Origin of the sequence: Pseudohalioglobus lutimaris (assembly GCF_002866825.1) — a bacterium.
Lineage (GTDB): Bacteria > Pseudomonadota > Gammaproteobacteria > Pseudomonadales > Halieaceae > Halioglobus > Halioglobus lutimaris.
Genome location: NZ_PKUS01000007.1, coordinates 37,432 through 60,312, shown reverse-complemented (window position 1 = coordinate 60,312; position 22,881 = coordinate 37,432). Strand labels below are relative to the sequence as shown.

Sequence of the window (22,881 nt, the reverse complement as noted above, 5' to 3'; positions counted from 1 at the left end):
AGTGGCTGACCGTTGTTGGATTCTCTGGCGTTTCTCGGTTGGTTTCAGCCGAGAGAATCCGGCGGCAGTTTGCGCATAAAGGCGGCCGCGGATGGCCTGAAACGAGGTATCTCGCTCTTTCAATCGGCGTATTAACGGGGACAGACCCCTGTTTTTAACGTGGTCTGTCCCCTATTGCATCCGGGGGCGTCCAGCGCCCCTGGAGGGCGGTCTCTTCAGGGCCGTAGAGCCGTAAGACCATGTAGAACGGCCCGTCGGGCGCGGGAAGCCAGTTGGACTCCAGTTCAGGCCCCGGTGAATCTTTCTGCACATAAAGCACCAGAGAGCCGTCCTCCTCACGTTTCATTTGCTCCAGCATCTCTGAGCTCAGCAGGTATCGGTCGAGCGGATTTTCGATAAACAGCTGAGTCTTTCCGTCATACATGGTCAAGGACCAGAACGCTTTTACCGGCGGCAGCGCCCCGCTTGCGAAACTGATCGTGTAGCGGCGAGAAGAGCCGTCCAGCGGTGCACCCTCGGCATCGGTCAGGTACGTTGGGTAAACCGCTTCGGCCGCCGAATTGCCGTAGAGCCCCATATGGGCGGCAACCGAGCGAAGCATGTCGGGCTGATCGAGGCCGTAATTGGACCGGGCGCTTTCGTCCAGGAATGCCCGCGTGCCAAACCATTTCCCGCTGGCCAGCGGGTCGTTCGAATGCTCGGCAATGAAGGCCTCCATCTCAGTGAACCCCTGTTTGACGCCCGCGTTTAACGCCTCTAGCTGCCCGGCGGAAAGCGCATCCAGTTTGAAGTTCTGGCCGGGGCCAACACCCAGGCGTGCGAGATCCTGCCATAGCGCCTCCTCCCCCGGCCCCGGTTGCCCGAGCAGATCCATCATGAAGTCCAGGTAAATGAAGAATCGCTGGTCAAGCTGGGAGCCCTCGTCCCAGGTCGGGAAATCGGGTCGGGCTGGCGCGGCGGGCGGTGCCTGCCCTGAGAAAGCACTCAGCGGCTGCAGTTGGTACTGCCCCTGAATGTCCTTGACGCTGTTCAGGTCATCGGGGCCGAACAGTTGCGTGCGCGCGACCGTGAAGATGAAGCTGGTCTCGCTGCGAAGGACATCAGTAACGCCCGCCGGTTTTTTGCCATCCCAGCCCGGGCCGGAGATCAAATAGCGGCCCGCCTCGTTGCCGGCACTGAGCGTTCCAACATAGCCGAAATTATGGGTGTAAAGATCAATGAGTTGAAAGCTGTAATACCGCCTGGCTTCTATCCCGGGCACGGACAGGATCATCGGCTCCGCTCGCAGGTCGATCCAGAACATGCAGTAGGGCGTGTCGGCGTTGGGCGTTACCACTGCCTTGTCCTGGGGGGTGAACAGCCTCGCGTCACATGACACCTGGTTGAATGGCCCTTTGTATTCCGGGCTATCCTCGTCAACGACGTAGTTCCACATGGTCTTGTAATTCATCACCATTGGAAAACCGTAGATATAGCCATCACGGGCGACTCTCGCGGCCTCCTCCGGCGTCACTGCAACCGTCTGCGCGACGGCGCCAGAACAGGCAGCAATTAATCCCATCATTGCCAGCAAGGTCTTGCCAACGGTGAATGATCGATTCATGTGTGTTCTCCTGTTGAACGTATCGCGTATTGCCTATTGGAGCTTTTCCGCATCGCCGGGGATCCAGGTTTTCTCAAAGTAGGAGGTTTCCGGTCCGTACAGGCGCAGATAAACAAACCACCCTTTCCCCGGCTTAGTCTGTACCCAATTTTCTTCGCGGGCACCTGCTGGCTGTGTTGGCCCAAAGTACAGATCGAAGGTGCCGTCTTCGTTGGCAGTAGCGCCATGCACTGAGCCGACGAGCGGCCGTCCGTGTTCGTTCTGGATCATGGAACGGGTGTCGTTGTCATAGACGGTCAGCGACCAGAACATGTTTGCCGGCACATCCCGGGGCAGGCGAATCCGATAGGTGTGGTCGCCAGTCAACCAATCGCCGTTGGCATCCTGATAGGCGCCGATGTACTGGGAGCCCTGGCCGGGCACAGACACCACCATGGATTTCGCCGTGCCAATCGCTTCGAAGGCATATTTGCTGCGAAGATCGATAGCCATGTATTCCGATTCGTGGAATGTGGGGTCAGCGAAGAAAATCTTCTTCCAGCGGCGCTCTCCCGGGTACGCATACACGATGTCCGCGGGCACTCTCGGCGCGAAGGCAAGCGCCTCTGCCATGGCCCGCCCGACGGTGGCTGCCTCGGTGAGAATGGCCTTCATGCGTTCGTCCGGCTCGAACTCGCCCCCGTGAACAATGCCCAGGGTCTGCAGCACACCGAGCATCGCCATGTCCTGCTCGCGTGGCGGGTTCTCGTTGATGTAGCGTGCCAGGGTCTCAAAATAGGCGAGACCCTCGTTGGTCAGCAAATCGACTTCCTTGCCTGACAAAGATACAAACCTGGTTTCAGGCGGGTTGGCTGCGTCCTCCAGCTTGTACTGGCGATAGGTGTGGATCAGTTCAACCAGTTCGGGGATATCGTCTCGCGTTTTCGGCACCGCCCTCAGGTAAAACACTACGATATTGGTATCAGAGCGCGCGATGTGGTGATGGGTCTGCGGCAGCGGTCCATCGTACCCGGGCGGCAGAATCAGAAATTTTCCGCCGCGGTTCTGCTCGGGGGAGAACGGGCCACCAAGATCGACCAGCGGTTGCTGCCAAACATTGTTCATCGTGCCGAGCAGGCCAGGAGGAAGCTCCATTACCATCGGGCCTTCGCGCAGGTCCAGCACACCCGACATGTAGACTGTGTCCTGGTTCGCGGTGAGCGCCAACTGCTTTGGCTGCGCCAGTTTGTCCGCTACAACTACCGTGTGACTGTTAGCACCCAGGGCTTTATGCGCATCTGCCATGGCCCCGTAAGAAGCCATAGGCAGCGCCCACAGATAGGCCTGAACGGCGCGCTGGTAATCCAGCTCATCATAGAGTTTTTCAACGGTCTCCGCCGCCGGGTAGCCCGCCTCATAGGCCAGTGGGCCAATTCGAGTCTCAAGCTCTGCTCCCTTTACCGGTAGTACCAACAGCGCAAGGAAAGAAGCAGCGAGCACCTTTACGCGATAATCCAAGAGGGTATTTTTGATGTGGGCAAACATTTGCACCTTCCTTTAATCGGTGTGATAGACCAAGCGCTATCGCCAACTAACGTCTACGATCGTCGTTTCGCAGAACCCGCGCAAAGCATTCGGCGAGCCCTTCCGTAGTCCAGTCGCGTGCTTGTTTATGCCTGGCTACTGATTAACAATATCAGTCAGTAGGCTGTGAATAGTCATTTTACGCCACGACAGCGGACTCTTATATTGCCAAAGGCCCTGAATGACGAAGATGCTTGATAAAGATCAGGTTTTCTATACTCGCTGCAGGACGAAACCTGTAGCGTTTGTGCCCTTTGCACGTGCCAGCGCTGTAGCACCCTTTGTCGACTTTCTTCAAAGCATCGGCACGCCAATGACCCGTTTGCTGAACAAGGCGCAGATTTCCAGTAGCCAACTTGATGACCCGGAGGCGCTGCTGCCGGTGCTGTCGATCTATCGATTTATCGAGTTGGCCTCCCGGCAGGAAAAAATCCGGGATATCAGTGCACTTGTCGGAGAGCAGACCTCTGCATTTGACCTGGGTGCTTTCGGAGCAACACTGCAGAACGCATCAACAGTAAGTGAGTATCTGCGCACCGGTATTCGTCTGATTGGGGCCTTGAGCAGCGGCGAACGGTTCTGGATCAGTGAAGAAGCCGACAATGTACGTCTCAACCAGCATTTACCGGGTCCTCCGGGTCTCGGTCGCTGTCTCGCTGACGTTTACACATTGGTGATCACCATATCCATGCTGCGTCAGTTTATCGACGCAGCATGGAACCCCGGCGAAGTCCGCCTGCTGGCGGGTAACGAAGATCTGTTCGGAGATCGACGAATGTTTGGTAATGCACAAATTGTCACAGGCGCGCCCTACTCCTCCTTTACCTTTCCCCGTTCACTCCTGCAACGCTCAAAGCCTGAGACCCGCACCAACGTGGCAGACACCGGGCGCGCATCGCCTGTTCCGGGTGAACCGATACCTGTTGGTTTCAAGGCCTCCGTCGAACAGCTTCTCATCACGCTGGTGGGCGACCAAAACCCAACCATAGAGCTCGCTGCGGAAATAGCAGGTATGAGTCCGCGCACCCTGCAACGTCGCCTCGCCGGGTCCGGCTATACCTTTACAGGGTTATTGGCTGAAACCAGAACGGGTCTCGCTAAAGACTGGCTAATCGATTCCGATGCACCCGTTGCCGAGATCGCCGCATCGCTGGGATACAGTGATCCCTCGAATTTTACTCGCGCTTTTCGCCGCCTGACCGGACTGTCACCGCAGCGTTACAGACAGAGCCGGCCTGGCACACACTAGCCCTCCGCTTGAACCGCCACCGTTGTAGCATTAGTTAAATCGACAACCGCGTTATCATAACCGTGGTCTGTCCCCTGTTGGCCTGGTGTGCGCTACACTGAGGGAGATAGCTCGCTGCTCAGGGGCGCAGTGCCGATTCCAAGCGTATAGAAGGTGAAAGATGGCCGACAAAATTATTCAGGTAGCGGAGAACTTCTGGAACATCCGGGGCTCCTTCCGCATCGGTGGGGTGGTGGACATTGGCACTCAGGCCTCACTCGTCCGGCTGGACAACGGCAGTTTCGTGCTTCTGGATTCCTATGCAATCGGTGAATCCCTCGCAAGCGAAATCGACGCTATCCTGGACGGTGGCGAGATAGAAGCCATATTGAATTTGCACCCCTTCCACACGATACACGTGGAGCGCATGCACGAATTGTTCCCCGAGGCACGTCTTCATGGGACCCAGCGGCACCTGGACCTATTCCCCGATCTGCCCTGGGAAGAAGTGCGCAGCGAAGACCAGGAACTCCATGACTGGTACTCCGACGATCTCGATTTTTCTATCCCGCGCGGCGTTGACTTTATTTCCGCCAATGAAAACGTTCACTTTGCATCTGTACTGGCCTATCACCGCGCATCAGGCACCATCCACGTAGACGACACCCTGATGTGTATTCGCCTCCCTCGGCTGCTGAGCCTGGTGGGCCTGCGCGACCGGGTCAGCTTTCACCCTACCCTTGCGATGGCGCTGGAAAAGCGCGACGGGGCAGCAGCAGAGTTCAGGGAGTGGGCGGCGGAAATCGCTGAGGCCTGGGGCGATGCTGAAAATCTCTGTGCAGCACATTCCAGCCCGCTCCTGGCCGAAACCAACCGCGGAGCATCGATCCGCGAACGCATTCGCAAAGCCACGGGGCGCTGCGAACTACTTCTTAGTCAGCACGCGCGCCGCTACCGGTGAAAGTAGCGCACCATTAAACCTGAACGGGTAACGAAGACTAAGCAATGATCGAATCGCGAGCGAAACACCTGAACCAGGCGAGTTTTGTTGGCCAAAGGCAGAAGGTGAAAGTCTCTTCTTCGAAACAGGTCGACATCTCCGCTCACAGCCCTCGCAACTTATCCGCAGCTGACCGATATTGCAGCAAGGCTGCTACAAACTGATGAGATATTTTTGTCCACCTAGAACAAGTGAAAAAGATGGCAGTGTGTTAAAACTTTACGTGCTTTCTAGGCTATCGAGCTTTCGCGTTCAATTCGGCGGTTAGCTCACAGGCCCCGGTCACGGAAGCTGAAGGCACCGCTGGTGGCACTGCTGGCGGCGCTATCGGGGCCCGCCAGGTAATCACTGGCGTCACACTGAAATCACACAACCCAGGGAAAGACTATGAAACAGGTGTTTGTAACAACGGCGATTTTCTCCGCCATTCTGGTTGCTGTGACCGGGGGTCGCGCGAATGCACAGGAAGGCGCCTTCGGTTACGGTGTCAAGCATGCGCATGTCGTCATACGCGACGCAAAAGTCTTCAGCGGCTGCTCAGAGCAGCTGGCGGATGCGGATGTGCTGGTCTCGGGGAACATGATTGCGCGCATAGCGCCCGACGTGGAAGCCCCGGAGGGTGCCGTGGAGATCAACGGCAAGGGGCACACGCTGATTCCGGGCCTGATCGACGCGCACTGGCACGGCATGTACGCCACCGCCACAATCGGCGAGATGATGACCACCAATGAAGGCTACTGGAACCTGAAGACGTCGGTGGCGCAGCGCGATACGCTCTATCGCGGATTCACCACCGTGCGCGATACCGCCGGCCCCATGTTTGACATCGCCACCGCTACTGATCAGGGCATGATTGTAGGCCCCAGGGTGTTCCCCTCTGGCCCCGCGATTTCCCAGACCGCCGGCCATATGGATTTTCGTATGACACGCGATGTACCTGCCACGCCGGACAAACTTCACCCCTTTGAGACCGCTGACCAGTTCTATATCGCAGACGGCGTACCCGAGGTATTAAAGCGGGTGCGCGAGAACCTGATGCAAGGCGCAACACAAATCAAGCTGATGGCAGGAGGCGGCGTGACCTCTGCCTACGACCCGATTCACACCAAGCAGTTCACTCAGGAAGAACTCAAGGCAGCTGTCGAAGCGGCGGACAATTGGGGGACCTACGTACTCACCCACGCGATCAATAACGAGGCCGTGGCCCACTCCATCGACGCCGGCGTAAAAAGCATAGAACACGGCCATATGGCCACATTGGACAGCCTCAAACGCATGAAAAAGGAAGGCGTGTGGCTCAGCATGCAGCCCTTTATGGACGATGAGGACGCACCCGCACTGAACGAGTTCCAGAAAGAGAAATACATGTCTGTTATTAACGGCACGGATTTCGTCTATACCAACGCCAAGAAACTGGGGGTCAAAATCGCCTTCGGCACGGATACGCTGTTCAGCGCTGACCTGGCCAAGCGCCAGGGCGCGCAACTGACGAAGCTGCAAAAATGGTTCACACCCTTCGAAGCACTGAAAATGGCAACCTGCGACAATGCCGACCTGCTGAAGCTCTCGGGTAAACTGACGCCCTACCCCGACGGCCCGCTGGGGGTGATCGATGAAGGCGCCTATGCCGATATGATCCTGGTGGACGGCAACCCGCTGGAAAATCTCGACCTGGTTGGCGACCCGGAAAACAATTTCAAGCTGATCATGAAGGATGGGACGATCTACAAGAACACCTTGTAGACGCTGAGACTTCGCTAACGTGGTTGCCGAATGGCGCGCTGCAACGCGCGCCGTCTTTCACTATGCGGCTACGGATGCCAACGGGTAGATTTGATTTTCAGTCGGGTCAGCCAGTACTCGGTGTCCGCTTCCGGGAAGGTGGTATAGCGCGCGTTGTTGACGTACAGCGAGTTGCCGAGGATTGCGCCGCTGGCAACGCCATCCAGGTCATCATCGGTGATAACGCCCATCAGTTTTCCAGTCGCCATGCCTTTATCGAGGCGCACCACGTAGATCCGGTCCACATCCTCGGGGTCTTCCGGATTGGCCGGTGACAGAATGTACAAGCGTGCGTTGTCGCGCACGATACCGTCGATGAAGCCCTGCAGCGGTGTATCCAGAATAATCCGGTCCGAAACCCCGGTCCCTGGGTCTACCCGGTAGATCTGTGCGCTGGAGGAGTCCCCTATGATCAGTGTCTTGCCGTCACCCAGCACGACAATGCCATTGGCGGTCTGGGGCGTTCCCAGGGGGTCGTCGGGGTCGCTGCCGGTCAGTGGAATCGGCATGGATGCCCCGGGCCCGGGTATCTCTCCATTGGCTGACAGCGGCAACTGGTACAGGAAAGGGCCGGTGAAATCGGTGAAATACACCGCGCGCCGGGTGATGACGAGGTCGTTGATGACCGTGCCAAAGGGTGCCAGCTCATACTGGGTGATTTCTTCACCGGTTTGAGCATCATAGACATAAGCATTGCCGACCTGACAACCGGCTACAAAAAGGTAATTGGTGCGCGGGTCCACCCGCATGCCCAGTTTGAAACAGTCTCCGGCAAACAAATCGAAGCCGGGCTCGGCGGGTACCAGTACCTCTCCTTCGCCGCTGGCCAGGTTGACCTTGTAAATCGATCCGTCGACAGAGCCATTGTATGCCGCCTTGCCCACGCCGATGGTAAACCCTTCCGGGGGTGCACCATTGAGCGCAGGCACGCGCTTGCCAAAGGCTGCGCCCTCAGGGATGGACTGATTGTCTGCCTGGGCGGCCTGGAAGGGTAGTGCCCAGGCTGCTGCGGCCGCCATTATCACTGCTAGTTTCTTGTACATGATTCACCTCGATAGTCGTTTCGATGACTGTGCTGCCGCCAGGGTGTACGTTATTATCTGGTCTAGTGCACCCTGGCGGCGATAGCCCGACAAACTCGGGTTATCGGCTTAAAGTATGCGGCGCAGCCGTCGGGAGCGCCTTACGAAGCGCTGATGTCTTACTGATGTCTCGCCGACCCTGGTGCTTCAGGTGGTTTTACGCCCACGGATGCACTGTCCTGGTGCAATCCGGCCGGACGCGGCCAGGAGGGTGCGAAACCGCGCGTCTTGAAGTGCGTGGGGGTCTCCGGTAAAGAGGGCAGGTCAGACTGCGCCCGGGCGCAGGCGAGCCGATTCAGTCGATCTCCTGCAACATATCGATAAAAGCCTGTTGCTCTCGAATGGCGTCGTAAAAGGGCAGGTAAGGCTCCCAAAAAGGCATGACCCAACTCGGCTCCGCGAAGCCTTTCCTGAGACAGCTGACAGCCGATTCAGTTGCCGCCATCATCCCCAACATGCGGCAAACCTCATGCCGATAGGCCATGCGTTCGGCCCAATCTGCTGGCGTCTGCCGTTCCCAGCGCTCGATCAGAGCTTCAGCGTCAGCGGTATTCCCGGCGACACCAGCGAGTAGCGCCGCATTGATCAGGTCATCTTCGCTGCGGTACTGACTGAGCACTTCCTGCAGCGCCAGTTGACTCTGCCTTTGCGGCAGTCTCTCGCTGAGTAATGTGTCATCCTGCATCAACCAAAGCGTAAATATGCGACGCCGGCCGGCCTGGGACAACCGCTGAGTGTCGGTCCGGGTCCCTGCCCTGTTGTTGGCAGGTTCCAGAGCGGCCAGTGCCAGGGGGTAATCCCGGTTGGCGATGTAGACACCCCACCCGCAATCGGGTTCTTCACTGAATCGACACAGTTGCCGGGTCGATTCCAGCAATTGTACGAAATCCCTGTTCTCCCTAAAGCGCTGTAGCGCCAGAAGATAACCGCTTGTATACGTCTCCCCGGGTGAATTTTGCGCCTCTGCCCAGGCCTCATCGTAGCGGTGACTGAAAAACAGGCGCATCAACAGCGCATCATTCAAGGCCGGGTTTCTGGGATCCAGTCTGCGTGCCTGGTACTGCGAATCGACAGACGCACTGAAGTCCCCCTGACGTCGCTCAATCCAGGACTTCAGCTGGATAGCATTGACGTCACTGGGCGCCAGCTCCAGCGCCTGGTAAATAAGTGTATGGGCCTGGTCATAGTCCCTGAGGGCATAGTAGACATAAGCTGCCTGACCGATCAGGTGGTCAGACGACCCCGGCGCTATAGCCTGCAGGTGCTGCAGCGCCTGCTCCGCCCGCAGCGTCATTTGTGGATTGTTACCGGAGAAGTTCAGATAGGCGAGTGTGCTCACCAATTCAGCCCAGGCGCGACTGAAGTTCGGATCAAGCTCAACAGCTCTCTCCAGCGCCTGCAAATACACCGGGCGCGAAAGGTTTGCACCAGAGGCATGCCTTAACTGCACCGCCTCATGGTAGGCCCGGTAAGCGGCCATATTATCAGTTGGTAGAATCGCCAGCTGTCTGCTGTTTTCGCGGCTCAAGGTAGTATCAAGCGCATCTGTAATGGCGAGCGCGATCTCGCTCTGGACAGCAAAGAGACTTTCAGTGGTCAACGGGCGATCGTAGGTTTCGGCCCACAGGTGTTCGTCCGTGCGCGCGTCAATCAGCTGCGCATTGATGCGAATCTGTCCCGCTGCGGCTTGTACACTGCCCTCCAGAATGATGTCTGCCCCCAGTTCTTCGCCTATCTCGCGCAGGTTCCTGCTGACGTCCCGATACGCTCTCATTGACGTGCTGGAGATCACTCGCACAGAATCCAGTTTACTCAACTGGGTGAGCAGGTCATCGTGCACACCGTCAGCAAAGAAAGCACTGTCGCGCGTTGGACTGGCCGTCGTAAACGGCAGTACCGCAACCATGGGCGGCTCCGCTATGCTGGTCTGCGCGACGACGGGACTTGAGTCATCGTCGGTGCCCGTGGCCACATAGACGGCGATCGCCAGGAGTCCAGCCAACACCGCGATAGCGGCCAGCAGGGGGAACCCCCGGCGACCGGGTTTGGATTCCAAGTCGGGCTCAGCGGCAGTTGCCGCGGGAAAGTGGGCGACGTAGCCTTTGCGAATCACCGTTTCTATATAGGCACTCTTGTCATCTGGCGAGAGCGTCTGCCTTAAAATGGAAACGCTACGATTAATCGCATCGTCCGAAACGATGCGATTCTCCCAGACAGCGGCCATCAACTCATCGCGCGTGATAAGCCTGTCTTGATGCGAGAGGAAGTAAGCCAACAACCTCGATACCCGCGGCTCAAGGCGGGTCGTTTTTTCCCCATCCGTTACATCACCGGAGTCAGCATTGAAGTGCCAGTGGCCGAAGGCATAGTGCGGAGGTTGGGCTGAACCGGGTTTATCTTTAGTATCGCCGAGCTGTTGATTCATCTACCACTTATAGTCCATTGGTGGATACCCAGGGGGCCTCCCCGATTATCGGAGCATGATGCATGCAAACCAGAATTAAAACCAACGCCGTGCACCAGAGCCTACCCCAGCGACATGGTTGATGATGTTAGCAGAAAATCAACCAGCCTGGGCCGTCGTCACCCTAGCTTAAGGTAGATCCCTACAACGCGACTGTAACGCAGCCATAATCTCTTCAACACTTGCGGCGTGCCAGGGCTGAACTGCCCCACGGCATCGGTATAGGCATCGATAAACGGATTCTGGAAGCAGCCGACGCCGCGGCGGTTCACCAGGCAGTAGCTTCGAAAACGGTGATGGCGCAGCAAGGCCAGACAACAGAACCTGCAGGTAAACCCACGCTCTATTAACCGTCTGCCTACCCCTATACCCGCAGACAAAGGTTTACAGCGTACACCATGGAAATTATAGTCTGCTGACAGCTTTCCAGCGCAGGACAGGAGAGGCCAGCGAATGAGTGCCATCGTAGATGTACTTTCCCCCGAGTATCACAACGATCTCTATAGCCGTTATGAGGTACTGAGGCGTGATCACCCGGTGTATTTCGATGCCAGCCGCAATATCTGGATGATCACGCGCTACGACGATGTACGCCGGCTGTTGCGTCATCCCGAGGGCACCCTGAACGGCGAGACCGGGCACAGCTATATCCCCAGCCTGGCGACCAGTGACGGTGAGCGCCACGCCACCGTGCGCAAGGCGGTTATCGGCGAGTTCAACCGTGGCGTGGCCGAGCAATTGACGCCGATGATCCAATCAATCGCCGACGACCTGTTCAATGAGCTGCCCGCAGCAGGCGATATCGACCTGTATTCCAATGTGATATTGCGCCTGCCGCAGCTGTTTATGACCCGTTTTCTCGGCTTCCCCGAGTCCGAGGCGGGGCATTGGCACGCGCTGGGCGAGATACTGATGGGAGCCGACCCGGCATCTGACGCACAGCCCAGCGCGACGGTAGCCCTGCAGGTACTGGATGACTTCGCGGCCATGGTCCAGCACGTGCTGGAGGAAAAACGGAATCATCCAGGCAACGATCACTTAAGCTGGCTGGTGGCGAGGGAACAGGCAGGCGTGTTGACCGCAGAAGAGGTATCGATTTTCGCTAACTGCCTGGGCTTTGCCGGGGTGGATACCACCATCAACCTGCTCGGCAACGGCACTGGCCTGCTGGCGCGGTTCCCTGAACAGCGGCGCAAGCTCATCGAGAATCCACAGCTTATCGACGGCGCCATCGAAGAGATGCTGCGTATGGAACCCCCCGCGCAGGGCCTGCCGCGACGCCTTACGGCGGACCTCGAGTTACATGGCACGACAATCCCTGCGGGAGAGGAAATCAGCCTGGTGTTTGCAGCGGCCAACCACGACCCGGATCATTATCCCGACCCCGAAACATTCGATATCGAACGGGCCAACAAGGATCACCTCGCCCTGGGATTCGGCCTGCACAAGTGCATCGGGCAGCATATCGCCCGGGCGGAGTCGCGAGCATTCTTTCCGCGTCTGCTGCAAAAATACCCCGAGTACGAGGTCATCGAATCGCGATGGCGTTTGTCACACTGGGCGCGAGGTTACGCCGCACTCACCATTCGTGCCTGACAGTTGCCGAAAGACAGCAGCCCACTGCCCATGAACAAGGCCGTGACCAGCAAACCGAAATACAAGACGCGACAGGCATACCTGGACGCGGCCCTGGCACTTATTCACAGCGAGGGCCCCGCCAGACTGTCCATGCGCAAGGTAGCGACCCATATGGGGGTGAGCCCCATGGCGGTATACAAGCACTTTGCCAACAAAGACGAACTCATGGCCGCCACGCTGGATGCATTTATCGCTCGCTCAGACGTCTACCCAGCGGACGAGCTTCCCTGGGATGAGTGGGTACAGTGCCTCGCCAGGGGCATGTACCGGGCGCTGGCCGGTGAAGTGAACTGGATTTCGGCACTGGGCGGCATTCGCTACGGTGAGCAGGCGCTGCGCGTCACCGACTCCTTCAAAACCAAGCTGATCAATGCCGGATTCACCCCCAGGGATACCCTGCAGGCCTACATGGCCATGACCCAACTGGTGGTCGGTGCCGCCTCCATTCGCGCCAGCGTGGCGCTGGACGGCGAGACTCGCGTGGGACTCATGGGTAGTTACATCCAGCAACTGGTAAACAGCGAAAGTGCAGCCGACCGCGACATGGCGGAGGAGCTGATGATGTCTGCGCAGACGCCGCTGGTGGACATCGGTATGCCGATGCTGATCGAGGCAATGCGACTGCGCCTGGGTTAAGCTAACGCACCGAGCGACGACTACCGGGGAGCTGGAGCAAGAAAATGGCGGTACTGATCTTCCGTTTGAATGGCGTGTCCGACGAGGAGGCGCAGGATATTCGCAATTTGTTAACAGACAATGCGCTGGACAGCTATGAAACCTCCGCAGGCCGCTGGGGTGTTTCAGTCGCAGGCTTGTGGTTGGTGAATGAGAACGACAAGGCCCGTGCCCGCGAGTTGATCGACGCTTACCAACTTGAGCGTCAGCGCTATTTTGAAGAGCTGAAGATCGAGGCCCCGCCTGAAACGTTTAGTGAGCGCTTCAGGCAGTCACCACTGAATGTAATCTTTTACAGCGTACTGGCGGTGACCGTTCTGTTTCTTACCCTCTCCCCGTTTATCAAATTCCTGTCGGATTAGTTCGCAACAAGTTGTCACGCGGAGACAACACCTACGGGTTGATCTCCAGCAGTTCCACATCGAAGATCAAGGTTGATCCCGGCCCGATAGACCCTGCCGCACGGTCGCCATAGGCCAACTCGCTGGGGATAAACAAACGGGTCTTTTCCCCTACTACCATCAACTGTAAACCTTCTGTCCATCCTCGAATCACCTGGTGAAGGCTGAACTCAATAGGTTCGCCACGTTCCACCGAGCTATCGAAGACAGAGCCGTCAAGCAAGGTCCCGTGGTAATGCACTTTGACCGTATCATTCGCTTTCGGGTGCTGATGGCCAGTACCCTGCTGCAGTACTTTGTACTGCAAACCGGAATCGGTTGTTTCCACGCCGTCCAAACCCCTGTTGGCGGCCAGAAATTCCACTCCTTTTTGCTTGTTCTCTAGCGCTGCCTTCTTATTGCCGGATGTATATTGGTAGAAGACAAAAAACAGGCCAATGAGGATCAGGATAACAACAAGTTTGAACACAGAAACACCTACTGGATGACTGACAAGACGGGTTAACGGCAAGCATTCTACCCTGAAGAAAGTTTTATTTCTGCTAAAGGGAAACCGCCTCCCTGCTCGTGATATTCGGCATGCCTGCTCGGTCGAAGTCTCCGATCCCGCAAACCTGCCACGGGGAGATATGCGACCTCACAACCCCGGGTTCTTCTGGAAGATTGGCTCACTGGGGCTATTTACAGCGCACCTGCGTGCGGGCATGGGCTCACCCCGCAGGCCGGCTGCGTAAGAAAGATTGCGCACCAACTACATTCACTGATAGTGTGCAAGGCCATTGTAAGCAATGAAAAAGACCGATATGCAGCTAGCCATATTGGCCGTCTCGCGAGCTGTGGGCAGTACTCGTCTCACCCGGCTGTCTGGGCGCAACAAGTCATTCTGCCCTCGCTTGGTAGGCATTCAAATACTGCCACTTCAGATCCGCAACACGATGAGGGTATTTATCATATGAATACTGAAGAAAACGCCATCAGCAGTGACGCTCAGGCTTATACAAAAATGGACCCGGTGATTGCGGCCTCACTGCTGGCGCGGGGTACGCCCGCAGAGATCGAGGACATGCTAAGCCAGCTTCCCGCTGCTACGGCCCTGAAAATCGCCTCTCACCTGGCCTCTGACACCAACTCTCAAGATGCCCCCCCTGACTCACTCGCAACCCCCGATTCAGCTGACGCTATACAAAGCGTAGGCGGAACCGTTGCCGATTTGATGATCGAACCGTTTGCTGTCTTGTCAGCGGACACCACGGTAGCCATGGCGCTGGACTACGTTGTAAAAATGCACCCCGTTACCACAGTAACGTATATCTACGTTACGGGTGAGTCAGGAAAACTTCTGGGCGTTGTCGCCATGCGAGATCTTTTGCTAGCCCGTCCCGGACAGACGATGGAAGAGATCATGGAGCGGGAGGCCTTTGTCTTTACGCCGGCTGTCAAAATGCCAGAGGCCATTGCCGCGGCACTGGCGAAGCGACACCGCCTGTATCCGGTGGTAGATGACGCCGGAATTCTGGTCGGCCTGGTCTACGGCTGGAGGCTCTTTGAGTATGTTGCCACTGAACTCAGCGGACAGGCTGGTTCGATGGTCGGTGTAGATCGCGAGGAACGTGTCTCCACGCCTATATTCAAGGCATTCCTTATGCGACACCCCTGGCTACAGGTGAACCTGTTGACAGCCTTCGCGGCTGCCTTCGTTGTGGGTATGTTTGAAGATACGATTACACGCATAGTGGCGCTGGCCGCTTTTTTACCTGTTCTGGCCGGGCAGAGTGGCAACACTGGCTGCCAGGCACTGGCCATTACCTTGAGAAGCATGACACTGGGTGAACTGGCAAACATATCCGTGGGTAAACTACTGAGAAAGGAGATTATTCTCGGGGCCCTGAACGGTTTCTTTGTTGGGCTGATTGCAGCGCTGGCCATGTACCTTTATGCGAGTATGAGCGACGCCGGCGACCCGATCATTTTAGCCGCCGTGATTCTTATCGCCATGATCGGTGCTTGCATAGGCAGCGGCATCTTCGGTGTGCTTGTTCCCCTCACACTGCGACGATTTGGCGCCGACCCCGCGATGGCCAGCAGTATTTTCCTGACCACTTTCACTGACATCCTGGGCATGGGGCTTATGCTCGCCCTGGCGACTACTCTGCTGATGTGAGCGCGACACGCCCCGGCACTTTGCCTGGCGTGTTGCACACCAGTATTTTTCTGAGGATATCCATTGATGAGCCTTTTCGGCCTTGATACCAACACATTACTGTGGATCGGCATCGTATTCTGTATTTCCCAGTCTGCGATGTTTTCCGGGCTGAATCTCGCCTTCTTCTCACTGAGCCGACTGCAACTCGAAGTCGAAATGCAGCAAGGCAACGAGGCCGCGGGCAAGGTGCTTGAAGTCCGCCATGATTCCAACTTTCTGCTGACCACAATCCTCTGGGGCAATGTGGGTATCAACGTCCTGTTGACGCTTTTGTCTGATTCCGCGCTCGCCGGCATCATGGCATTCATATTCTCGACCGTATTCATCACGATTTTTGGCGAGATTCTCCCGCAGGCATATTTTTCACGTAACGCGCTGCGCATGGCATCGCTACTCGCCCCGGTTTTGCGCTTCTACCAGTTCATTCTGTCGCCGGTGGCGAAGCCCTGTGCATGGTTCCTCGATAAATGGCTGGGAAAAGAAGGCATCGACTACCTGCATGAGAAAGAGCTGATCTCAATGATCCATGCGCATATGGAAGCCGACGAGTCGGAGTTGGACGAGATCGAAGGAAGGGGTGCCCTTAACTTTCTCAACATCGATGACATCAAGGTTACCGAAGAGGGTGAGCTGGTAGATGCCAAATCAATTATCCGCCTGCCAACCAAGGTGGACCTGCCGCTGATTCCCGAGGTTGACCGCAACGTGGAAGACCCGTTCCTGCAAATGGTAAACGCCAGCGGACACCACTGGGTGGTGCTCGCAGACGAACTGGGTAACCCGCAGCTACTTCTGGACGCGGACGCTGCATTACGAGCAGCCCTGCTCGATCTCGACAAACCTTACGATATCTATAGCTACTGCCGGCGCCCCCTGGTCATCCGCGACGCCGACAAGTCCATCGGTGAAGTTATCAGCTACCTTAAATCGATTCCCAGCAGTTCGGAGATAGAGGACGGCGCCATCGATTACGACGCGGTTTTGATCTGGGGTGACCAGCCCAGGATCATTACCGGTGCAGATGTGCTCGGGAAACTATTGAAGGGTATCAAGGCATCAGGAGTCGCCTGATCCAGCCCGGCGATTGGCAGCACACGTCTGGACGTATACGCAAAACCGCCTATGATTAGGGCACTGCTTCAATCACGGAGAGCAACGCATCGTGGACAATGAGCAACAGGTTCCAGCCGACCCTTATAGCCTCCAACTTGCGGATATAGACCCCGCCATCCCCGAACTTTTCCGCAAGCAGTATCACTGGGAATACTTCAAACGCCTGCGCGAAGAGGACCCGGTACACTTTGTTGAGGGTGGGGAGTTTGGCCCCTACTGGAGCGTAACCCGCTTCGATGACATCGTGTTTGTCGATACCCACCATGATCTGTTTTCTTCCTATCCGTCCATTGGCATAGGCGTGCCGGAAACAGACTTCGAGCCCCCCATGTTCATCGCCATGGACCCGCCACGACACGATGAGCAACGCAAGGCAGTCCAGCCTGTTGTCGCACCGCAGCGGCTGGCGGAAATGGAATCGCTGATTCGCTCGCGGGTGGTGGAGATTCTGGACTCCCTGCCGGTAGGTGAACCGTTCAACTGGGTTGAAAGAGTGTCGATAGAGCTGACGACGCGCATGCTGGCCACCCTGTTCGACTTTCCCTTTGAAGACCGCGCCAGGCTCACCTACTGGTCTGACGTGTCCACGTCTGGCCCCAACGTGGGCGGAATGATCTCTGAACAGGAGCGAGAAGCGATTCTGATGGAGTGCCTGGAGTACTTTTCCAGACTGTGGAAAGAACGCGCAGAGGCGCCGCCAAAGTTCGATTTTATCTCCATGCTGGCTCACGACCCCGCCACCCGGGACATGGAGCCTATTGAGTTTCTGGGCAACCTGATTCTACTCATTGTCGGCGGCAACGATACTACCCGCAATTCAATCACTGGCTCGGTGCTGGCATTGCATGAGAACCCGGCTCAATTTGCCAAACTCAGGGCCGACACCTCTCTTATCACCAGCATGGTGTCGGAGGTGATTCGCTGGCAAACGCCTCTGGGTCATATGCGACGCAAGGCCACGCAAGATGTGGAACTGGGCGGAAAGTTGATTAAAAAGGGAGACCGGGTGGTGATGTGGTACATCTCCGGCAACCGGGATGAGAAGGCCATCGACAATCCCGATGACTTTATTATCGACCGCGCCAATCCCCGCCACCACATTTCGTTTGGCTTTGGCATCCACCGCTGCATGGGCAATCGCCTGGCAGAAATGCAACTTCGTATTCTGTGGGAGGAAATCCTGCAGCGCTTTGCACGCATCGAGGTCGTTGGGGAACCCGAGCGCGTTCACTCCAATTTCGTGATGGGCTATACGTCGCTGCCTGTGGTGTTGCACCCAGTGTGAACACCACACCCAAGTCTGGGAACAAGCTCGTCACTGCCATGAACATCGATGCTATTTGCGATTGTATCCTGGATGAAGGAAGTACCCCCGACGCATTGCGCAAGGCCCTGAATGGCTTTGCCTCGCTCTGCGCTGATATAGGCGGTGTGCGACCTGACCCCAGCTTTGACGCCTGGGCCGACGACGCACTGCTGGCAAGCGGAGTCGCTATCAATCCACAGGCTGCGGCGCATTGCGTGCTGGACTACCAGCGCAGTGTCACTTATCTACGCGGCGTCTACGCAGCGATAGGCAAACTGCAACAACGCTTCTGTGATGCTCCCCTGGAAATTCTTTACGCCGGGTGTGGCCCCTATGCCACCCTGCTACTGCCGCTGCTGGTAAAATTCAGCGCAGGCGAACTCAATATTCATCTGCTGGACGTTCACCAGCGCTCTCTGGACAGCGTCGAAAGGCTACTGGCGCAACTGGACTTTTCTGATCACTCGGTTCACAGAATCCAGGCCGACGCCTGTGACTATCAACACCCCCGCGAGTTGCACCTCGTTATCGCCGAGACCATGCAGAAGTCTCTGGAGCAGGAGCCACAATTTGCAGTTACCGCCAACCTCGCACCGCAACTGTTGCCCGGCGGTGTGTTTATTCCACAGAAGATAGACATCACTTTTGGCCTGGCCGACCTGCAATACGCAAGGAAGATGGCACAACAGGCCGGAAGAAATGATATGAAAAACCTGCAGAGGCGTTACCACATTGCTACCGTTCTCAGTTTGTCGCCTGAAACTGCGGCCCATCAACTGCAAAACGCCAGCTACCGCCCCGTGACAGAAACGTGGGAACTGGGGTCAACCACCCTGGTGATTCCACACATGGAGGGCATCACCCAACTGGACCCGGCCCTGTTCACGCACATCGTCGTCTTCGAAGGTTATTGCCTGGATGACTATGAATCAGAGATTACCCTGCCCATGAAGTGTCACGATCTGGCACCGTTGACTGGCGGCGAGCACGTAAAAGTGAGCTACCAGCCTGGCAACTATCCAAGGTTCAACTATGAGTTGCTGCAGCACGCCCCTTGAGCACTATCTATTGATAGCCACATCCGTAGCTATACGGCACATGCAGCTGCCCACGGCTACTCTTTCGCCGCATTCCAGGCCGGCAATCGCACTCACTTCCCGGCACTATCCCGGGCTACCAACTTGCAGCGGATGTAATCCGAATGTGGCACATAGGTCAAGTCTGCCACCTGGCGGATCAGTGCTTCCTCATACTTGTCGAGATCGCCGTCAGCGTAGGCGACCTTCCACATCGCGCCAATCATCTCTACCTTCTGTTCCGCCGTGTAGTAATCGTTGATTGTGCGCGTAAATTCGTACAGCGAGGTTGCCACATCTACCCGCTCACTGGCGGTTTTTATCAGGGAGTAAACTTCATTTTCTGACAGGCCGAGACTGCCGTGCAACAACTCTGCCATGGCCTGTTCTTCCTCGGCACTCTGCGTGCAGTCAGCTCTGCTGGTTTCGATCAACATGGCCGCCACCGCCATGTGCAAGCGGTGTTCGCGCTCTGTCGCGCTCTCCTGCCGGGGCATTTCAAACAGGGCTTTCAGTGCATCAATCATTGTAATCAGATCAACCGTGTATTGCGTTGTAAATGTGTGGGTGGGTGCGCGCCCCCGCCAAACAGGAGCGCAGCCTATGATAGCGTAAACGACAATCCAGGACCTATGCTCCCCTCTTGGCTGGCGGTCGCGATCCAGCTGTACATTCGCACACCCTCAATGCCGCATTACTCTGCCCGACATGGCGCAGGGCGGCATTTGAGCCTTCGCGCAGAAAGACTGGACCGGCTGACGGCGTTCTCTATACTGACCGCTTCTGAATCCGGAGACTCACCGTGAACCTGTTTCCTTTGCCCGGCTGCCTGATGGCGGCACTCTTGTTCTCATTACCATTGGCCAACGCCTCAACGCCCCCCGCGAACACCGACGCCAGGCCGATAATCGAACGGAAGGACGATTTACCCAGGCACCACTACCAACTCGACGTTCCCGTGGTGGCGCTGTATGCGCCCGGGAACAGGAAGGCCCTGCTGACGCTGGCAAGAGCGCTGGCAATTGATACGGAAGCAGACCTGGCGAAGTACGATATCCGCGATGACAACACGGTACAGGATTATTACGCCATTCTGGGCACTGTGGCCATGCTGGAGTCACGCTGGCAGGACTACCTGGACTTCCTGGCGCAGCGCCGTGAATTGGAGAGCAAGGAGGCCAACCGCCTGACCATGGGCCTGATCGGCGAAGCCGTGGCCAGGGTCAAACTTTCCGGGGCTGAAGACGAAGCAGCGGCCCTGAAAGCGGAGCTCACCCGTAGCGTGCAGTCGCTGCCGTATAAAACGGTTCAGGACAATGTTAAGGGAGCCAAAGGCAGTGCGGAAATAATGACACTTGCCCTGGTCCTGGGGAGCCTGGAGTCACGCTATCAAACCGCCATCGACAATACCCAGGGCAAGATCAGCCACGACATCGCGTCGGCCCTGGTGGGCTCGGCCTTTACCGTTGATCACTATATTCCCAACGCCCCCATTGCCGCGGAAGTTTATAGCAGTTACATCGCGGCCAATGAAGTTGAGAAAGAAGATATCTGGGAAGCGCGCAAGTATGACCTCGCTGCAGATACGCAGGCCAGCGACGTGGTCGTGGCGGTATGGGACAGTGGGGTCGATGTTTCCCTGTTCAAGACCAGTGGCCAGCTCTGGACTAACCGCGACGAGATAGCCGACAACGCCATCGACGACGACGGTAACGGTTTCGTCGATGACCTGCACGGATTCGCCTACGATGTGAACTCAAACATCGTTCCTGAACTGCTGCAGCCGATAGAGCAGGACTACGACGCGGATCCGAAAAAACTGCAGGTACACGCCAAGGGGATGGACGATATCTATGCCAATATCGACAGCCCTGAGGCAGCAAATCTAAGGCAGTTAATCGCCGGGCTGCCACAAGAGGAAGTTGAGGGTTTTCTGGAGTCCATCAGTCTCTACAGTGGCTATGCCCACGGTACCCACGTGGCGGGCATCGCGCTGGAGGGCAACCCTTTCGCCCGGCTGCTGGTTGCGCGCATGACCTACAATCACAAGCACATGCCGATTAAACCAACCGTCGAGCGCGCGCAGAAAGATGCGCAGATGTTCCATGCCGCGGCCCGCTATTTTCGCGAACAAGGGGTCAGGGCAGTGAACATGAGCTGGGGCGGCAGTCTGCGCAGTATCGAGTCCGCACTGGAAGCGCACAATGCCGGTGGCACTGCGGAAGAGCGCAAGGCCCTGGCAAGAAAGATCTACGCTATAGGTGATGCTGCACTACGGGAAGTCATAGCCGGTTCTCCGGAGATTCTCTTTATCACCAGCGCTGGCAACTCTGACAATGACGTTAAATTCGATGAGTTCTACCCCAGTAGCTATGAATACTCCAATTTGCTTTCGGTGGGCGCCGTGGATATCGCTGGCGACGAAACCAGCTTTACCAGCCTGGGAAAGGTCGACATATACGCCAACGGACATGAGGTCGAGAGCTATGTGCCCGGGGGAGATCGCCTCAGGTTTAGCGGAACCTCCATGTCCTCGCCCCAGGTCTTGAACCTGGCATCCAAACTGCTGGCGCTGGCCCCGGAATTATCCGTGAAAGAGCTGATCGGGTTGATACTGGAGGGAACCGATGAAAAACAGCTGGACGCCCGTACCATCAAACTGATGAATACCAGGGCATCTATAGCGTTGCTGCTCAATCGTGAATCTGTTTAACCAGTTTGGCCAGCCTGCGCTGCGCGAAGCTTAAGCGCGGCCAGGCCGGGAACAGGCCTGACCATGGATATTTGCGTGTCATGATGGTGTATACCTCAGATATACTGGTACAGAGCGCCCTGGCCATGCACATGCTCTGGCAGACAAGAGTTAAACGATGCAACGCTACAAAATACTTCACCGTACCTATTACAATTTCTCCAATCCCGTCACCCTGGGGCCGCACATACTCCGGCTGCGTCCACGTGAAGACCACGAACTGCGCATTGAAGCTTTCGACCTGAAGATATCCCCCGAGGCAAATGTACTGTGGCACAGAGATGTGGAAAGCAACTCGATTGCTATCGCATCCTTTAGCCAGCCTACCCAGCAGTTGGCCATAGAGAGCGAGGTCATCATCCAGCAATACCTGGAGAAACCATTGGACTTCCTGGTGGCGGATTACGCCGTCAACTACCCTTTCAGGTATCAGCAGGATGACCTGGTTCTACTTGCGCCTTACCTGTCCGGGTCAAGCACCCCGGCCGACCCGCAATTAGCACAATGGATTGAGGCAATCTGGCATAAGGGGGAAGCAATAGAGACCTACGGCTTGTTGCAACGCATCACCGACGCCATACATCAGCGAATGACGTACAAGGTGCGGGAAGAGCCCGGGGTGCAGACGGCTAACGACACGCTCTCCCGCGCCAGTGGCTCCTGTCGCGACTTCGCCATGCTGCTGATGGCCGCTGCACGGCAGCTGGGGCTGGCGGCCCGGTTTGTTACCGGGTATCTACACGCGCCACTCTCCACCGATGCCGGGGCAACGCATGCCTGGGCAGAAATCTACCTTCCGGGCGCAGGATGGAAAGGTTTCGACCCCACGATCGGGGCAATTGTGGGAACTGACCATATTCCGGTGGCCGTCGCCCGGGTTGCCGAGTCAGTGCCTCCCGTTGAAGGCACCTTCGTTGGCAACGCTGGCGCTGAACTGGATGTGGGGGTCTGGGTGAGCCAGTGCTAACGACGAGGTAACAGCTAAAAACTTTACT

General features: G+C 56.9%; 18 protein-coding genes. 12 read left to right on the top strand and 6 right to left on the bottom strand.

Going from position 1 to position 22,881, the window contains the following annotated elements; all coding sequences use genetic code 11:
- Positions 1-154: 154 nt before the first annotated feature.
- Together C0039_RS07425 and C0039_RS07420 are read right to left on the bottom strand one after the other, a co-directional pair.
- Positions 155-1,603 carry a DUF1254 domain-containing protein gene (locus tag C0039_RS07425; protein ID WP_101517716.1) on the bottom strand — a complete coding sequence of 483 codons (1,449 nt, stop codon included), beginning with the start codon at positions 1,601-1,603 and terminating at the stop codon, positions 155-157.
- Positions 1,604-1,636: 33 nt separating this feature from the next.
- On the bottom strand, positions 1,637-3,127 hold the full coding sequence (locus C0039_RS07420; RefSeq protein WP_101517715.1) for a DUF1254 domain-containing protein: 1,491 nt from the start codon (positions 3,125-3,127) through the stop codon (positions 1,637-1,639).
- A 229-nt stretch (positions 3,128-3,356) separates the two neighbouring features.
- Between C0039_RS07420 and C0039_RS07415 the strand changes: the two genes are divergently transcribed.
- The 3 genes from C0039_RS07415 to C0039_RS07405 all read left to right on the top strand — a co-directional run bounded on the left by C0039_RS07415 (position 3,357) and on the right by C0039_RS07405 (position 7,137).
- Positions 3,357-4,415 carry an AraC family transcriptional regulator gene (locus C0039_RS07415; RefSeq protein WP_165787059.1) on the top strand — a complete coding sequence of 353 codons (1,059 nt, stop codon included), beginning with the start codon at positions 3,357-3,359 and terminating at the stop codon, positions 4,413-4,415.
- 160 nt (positions 4,416-4,575) lie between these two features.
- Entirely contained in the window at positions 4,576-5,355 is a 780-nt protein-coding gene (locus C0039_RS07410) for a hypothetical protein (protein ID WP_076000916.1), read from the top strand.
- Between the two features lie 426 nt (positions 5,356-5,781).
- Positions 5,782-7,137, top strand: coding sequence for a metal-dependent hydrolase family protein (locus C0039_RS07405; protein WP_101517713.1), 1,356 nt, complete (start codon positions 5,782-5,784; stop codon positions 7,135-7,137).
- A gap of 68 nt (positions 7,138-7,205) precedes the next feature.
- On the opposite strand, the gene C0039_RS07400 is transcribed toward C0039_RS07405, so the two are convergent.
- A complete protein-coding gene (locus C0039_RS07400; RefSeq protein ID WP_101517712.1) occupies positions 7,206-8,219 on the bottom strand; it encodes an SMP-30/gluconolactonase/LRE family protein in 1,014 nt (337 codons plus the stop codon).
- Between the two features lie 334 nt (positions 8,220-8,553).
- On the bottom strand, positions 8,554-10,683 hold the full coding sequence (locus C0039_RS07395) for a winged helix-turn-helix domain-containing protein (RefSeq protein ID WP_101517711.1): 2,130 nt from the start codon (positions 10,681-10,683) through the stop codon (positions 8,554-8,556).
- Positions 10,684-11,175: 492 nt separating this feature from the next.
- Between C0039_RS07395 and C0039_RS07390 the strand changes: the two genes are divergently transcribed.
- The 3 genes from C0039_RS07390 to C0039_RS07380 are packed head-to-tail and all read left to right on the top strand — an operon-like array spanning position 11,176 to position 13,397.
- A complete protein-coding gene (locus C0039_RS07390; protein WP_101517710.1) occupies positions 11,176-12,318 on the top strand; it encodes a cytochrome P450 in 1,143 nt (380 codons plus the stop codon).
- 30 nt (positions 12,319-12,348) lie between these two features.
- Entirely contained in the window at positions 12,349-12,996 is a 648-nt protein-coding gene (locus C0039_RS07385) for a TetR/AcrR family transcriptional regulator (protein ID WP_101517709.1), read from the top strand.
- A 44-nt stretch (positions 12,997-13,040) separates the two neighbouring features.
- On the top strand, positions 13,041-13,397 hold the full coding sequence (locus C0039_RS07380; protein ID WP_076000909.1) for a DUF6164 family protein: 357 nt from the start codon (positions 13,041-13,043) through the stop codon (positions 13,395-13,397).
- 31 nt (positions 13,398-13,428) lie between these two features.
- Here C0039_RS07380 and bamJ read toward each other — a convergent pair whose 3' ends face one another.
- Entirely contained in the window at positions 13,429-13,905 is a 477-nt protein-coding gene (gene bamJ / locus C0039_RS07375) for a BamJ family beta-barrel-assembly machinery protein (RefSeq protein ID WP_076000908.1), read from the bottom strand.
- A gap of 483 nt (positions 13,906-14,388) precedes the next feature.
- Between bamJ and C0039_RS07370 the strand changes: the two genes are divergently transcribed.
- From C0039_RS07370 to C0039_RS07355, 4 genes are all read left to right on the top strand, one after another.
- Positions 14,389-15,597, top strand: a complete 1,209-nt coding sequence (locus tag C0039_RS07370; protein ID WP_243391575.1) for a magnesium transporter — start codon at positions 14,389-14,391, stop codon at positions 15,595-15,597.
- Positions 15,598-15,663: 66 nt separating this feature from the next.
- The gene (locus C0039_RS07365; protein ID WP_076000905.1) at positions 15,664-16,710 is read left to right on the top strand and encodes a DUF21 domain-containing protein; all 1,047 of its coding nucleotides are present in this window, start codon (positions 15,664-15,666) and stop codon (positions 16,708-16,710) included.
- Positions 16,711-16,801: 91 nt separating this feature from the next.
- Positions 16,802-18,037 (top strand): cytochrome P450, encoded by a 1,236-nt coding sequence (locus C0039_RS07360; protein ID WP_243391574.1) that lies wholly within the window; start codon positions 16,802-16,804, stop codon positions 18,035-18,037.
- Positions 18,034-19,116, top strand: a complete 1,083-nt coding sequence (locus C0039_RS07355; protein WP_243391573.1) for an SAM-dependent methyltransferase — start codon at positions 18,034-18,036, stop codon at positions 19,114-19,116. The genes C0039_RS07360 and C0039_RS07355 overlap by 4 nt, the downstream gene beginning before the upstream one ends.
- A 92-nt stretch (positions 19,117-19,208) precedes the next feature.
- Here the strand turns inward: C0039_RS07355 and C0039_RS07350 are convergent, their stop codons facing one another.
- Positions 19,209-19,661 (bottom strand): tellurite resistance TerB family protein, encoded by a 453-nt coding sequence (locus C0039_RS07350; protein WP_101517706.1) that lies wholly within the window; start codon positions 19,659-19,661, stop codon positions 19,209-19,211.
- A 275-nt stretch (positions 19,662-19,936) separates the two neighbouring features.
- On the opposite strand from C0039_RS07350, the gene C0039_RS07345 reads away from it, so the two are divergent.
- The gene (locus C0039_RS07345) at positions 19,937-21,847 is read left to right on the top strand and encodes a S8 family serine peptidase (protein ID WP_101517705.1); all 1,911 of its coding nucleotides are present in this window, start codon (positions 19,937-19,939) and stop codon (positions 21,845-21,847) included.
- Positions 21,848-22,004: 157 nt separating this feature from the next.
- Entirely contained in the window at positions 22,005-22,853 is an 849-nt protein-coding gene (locus tag C0039_RS07340) for a transglutaminase family protein (RefSeq protein ID WP_076000900.1), read from the top strand.
- Positions 22,854-22,881: the final 28 nt, after the last annotated feature.

What these genes read in the sequence shown, in the direction of transcription:
- C0039_RS07350 (WP_101517706.1), bottom strand. Translation starts at nt 19,661, where the DNA reads ATGATTGATGCACTGAAAGCCCTGTTTGAAATGCCCCGGCAGGAGAGC.
- C0039_RS07390 (WP_101517710.1), top strand. Translation starts at nt 11,176, where the DNA reads ATGAGTGCCATCGTAGATGTACTTTCCCCCGAGTATCACAACGATCTC.
- C0039_RS07395 (WP_101517711.1), bottom strand. Translation starts at nt 10,683, where the DNA reads ATGAATCAACAGCTCGGCGATACTAAAGATAAACCCGGTTCAGCCCAA.
- C0039_RS07425 (WP_101517716.1), bottom strand. Translation starts at nt 1,603, where the DNA reads ATGAATCGATCATTCACCGTTGGCAAGACCTTGCTGGCAATGATGGGA.
- C0039_RS07400 (WP_101517712.1), bottom strand. Translation starts at nt 8,219, where the DNA reads ATGTACAAGAAACTAGCAGTGATAATGGCGGCCGCAGCAGCCTGGGCA.
- C0039_RS07410 (WP_076000916.1), top strand. Translation starts at nt 4,576, where the DNA reads ATGGCCGACAAAATTATTCAGGTAGCGGAGAACTTCTGGAACATCCGG.
- C0039_RS07415 (WP_165787059.1), top strand. Translation starts at nt 3,357, where the DNA reads ATGCTTGATAAAGATCAGGTTTTCTATACTCGCTGCAGGACGAAACCT.
- C0039_RS07340 (WP_076000900.1), top strand. Translation starts at nt 22,005, where the DNA reads ATGCAACGCTACAAAATACTTCACCGTACCTATTACAATTTCTCCAAT.
- C0039_RS07380 (WP_076000909.1), top strand. Translation starts at nt 13,041, where the DNA reads ATGGCGGTACTGATCTTCCGTTTGAATGGCGTGTCCGACGAGGAGGCG.
- C0039_RS07365 (WP_076000905.1), top strand. Translation starts at nt 15,664, where the DNA reads ATGAGCCTTTTCGGCCTTGATACCAACACATTACTGTGGATCGGCATC.
- C0039_RS07370 (WP_243391575.1), top strand. Translation starts at nt 14,389, where the DNA reads ATGAATACTGAAGAAAACGCCATCAGCAGTGACGCTCAGGCTTATACA.
- C0039_RS07385 (WP_101517709.1), top strand. Translation starts at nt 12,349, where the DNA reads ATGAACAAGGCCGTGACCAGCAAACCGAAATACAAGACGCGACAGGCA.
- C0039_RS07405 (WP_101517713.1), top strand. Translation starts at nt 5,782, where the DNA reads ATGAAACAGGTGTTTGTAACAACGGCGATTTTCTCCGCCATTCTGGTT.
- C0039_RS07420 (WP_101517715.1), bottom strand. Translation starts at nt 3,127, where the DNA reads ATGTTTGCCCACATCAAAAATACCCTCTTGGATTATCGCGTAAAGGTG.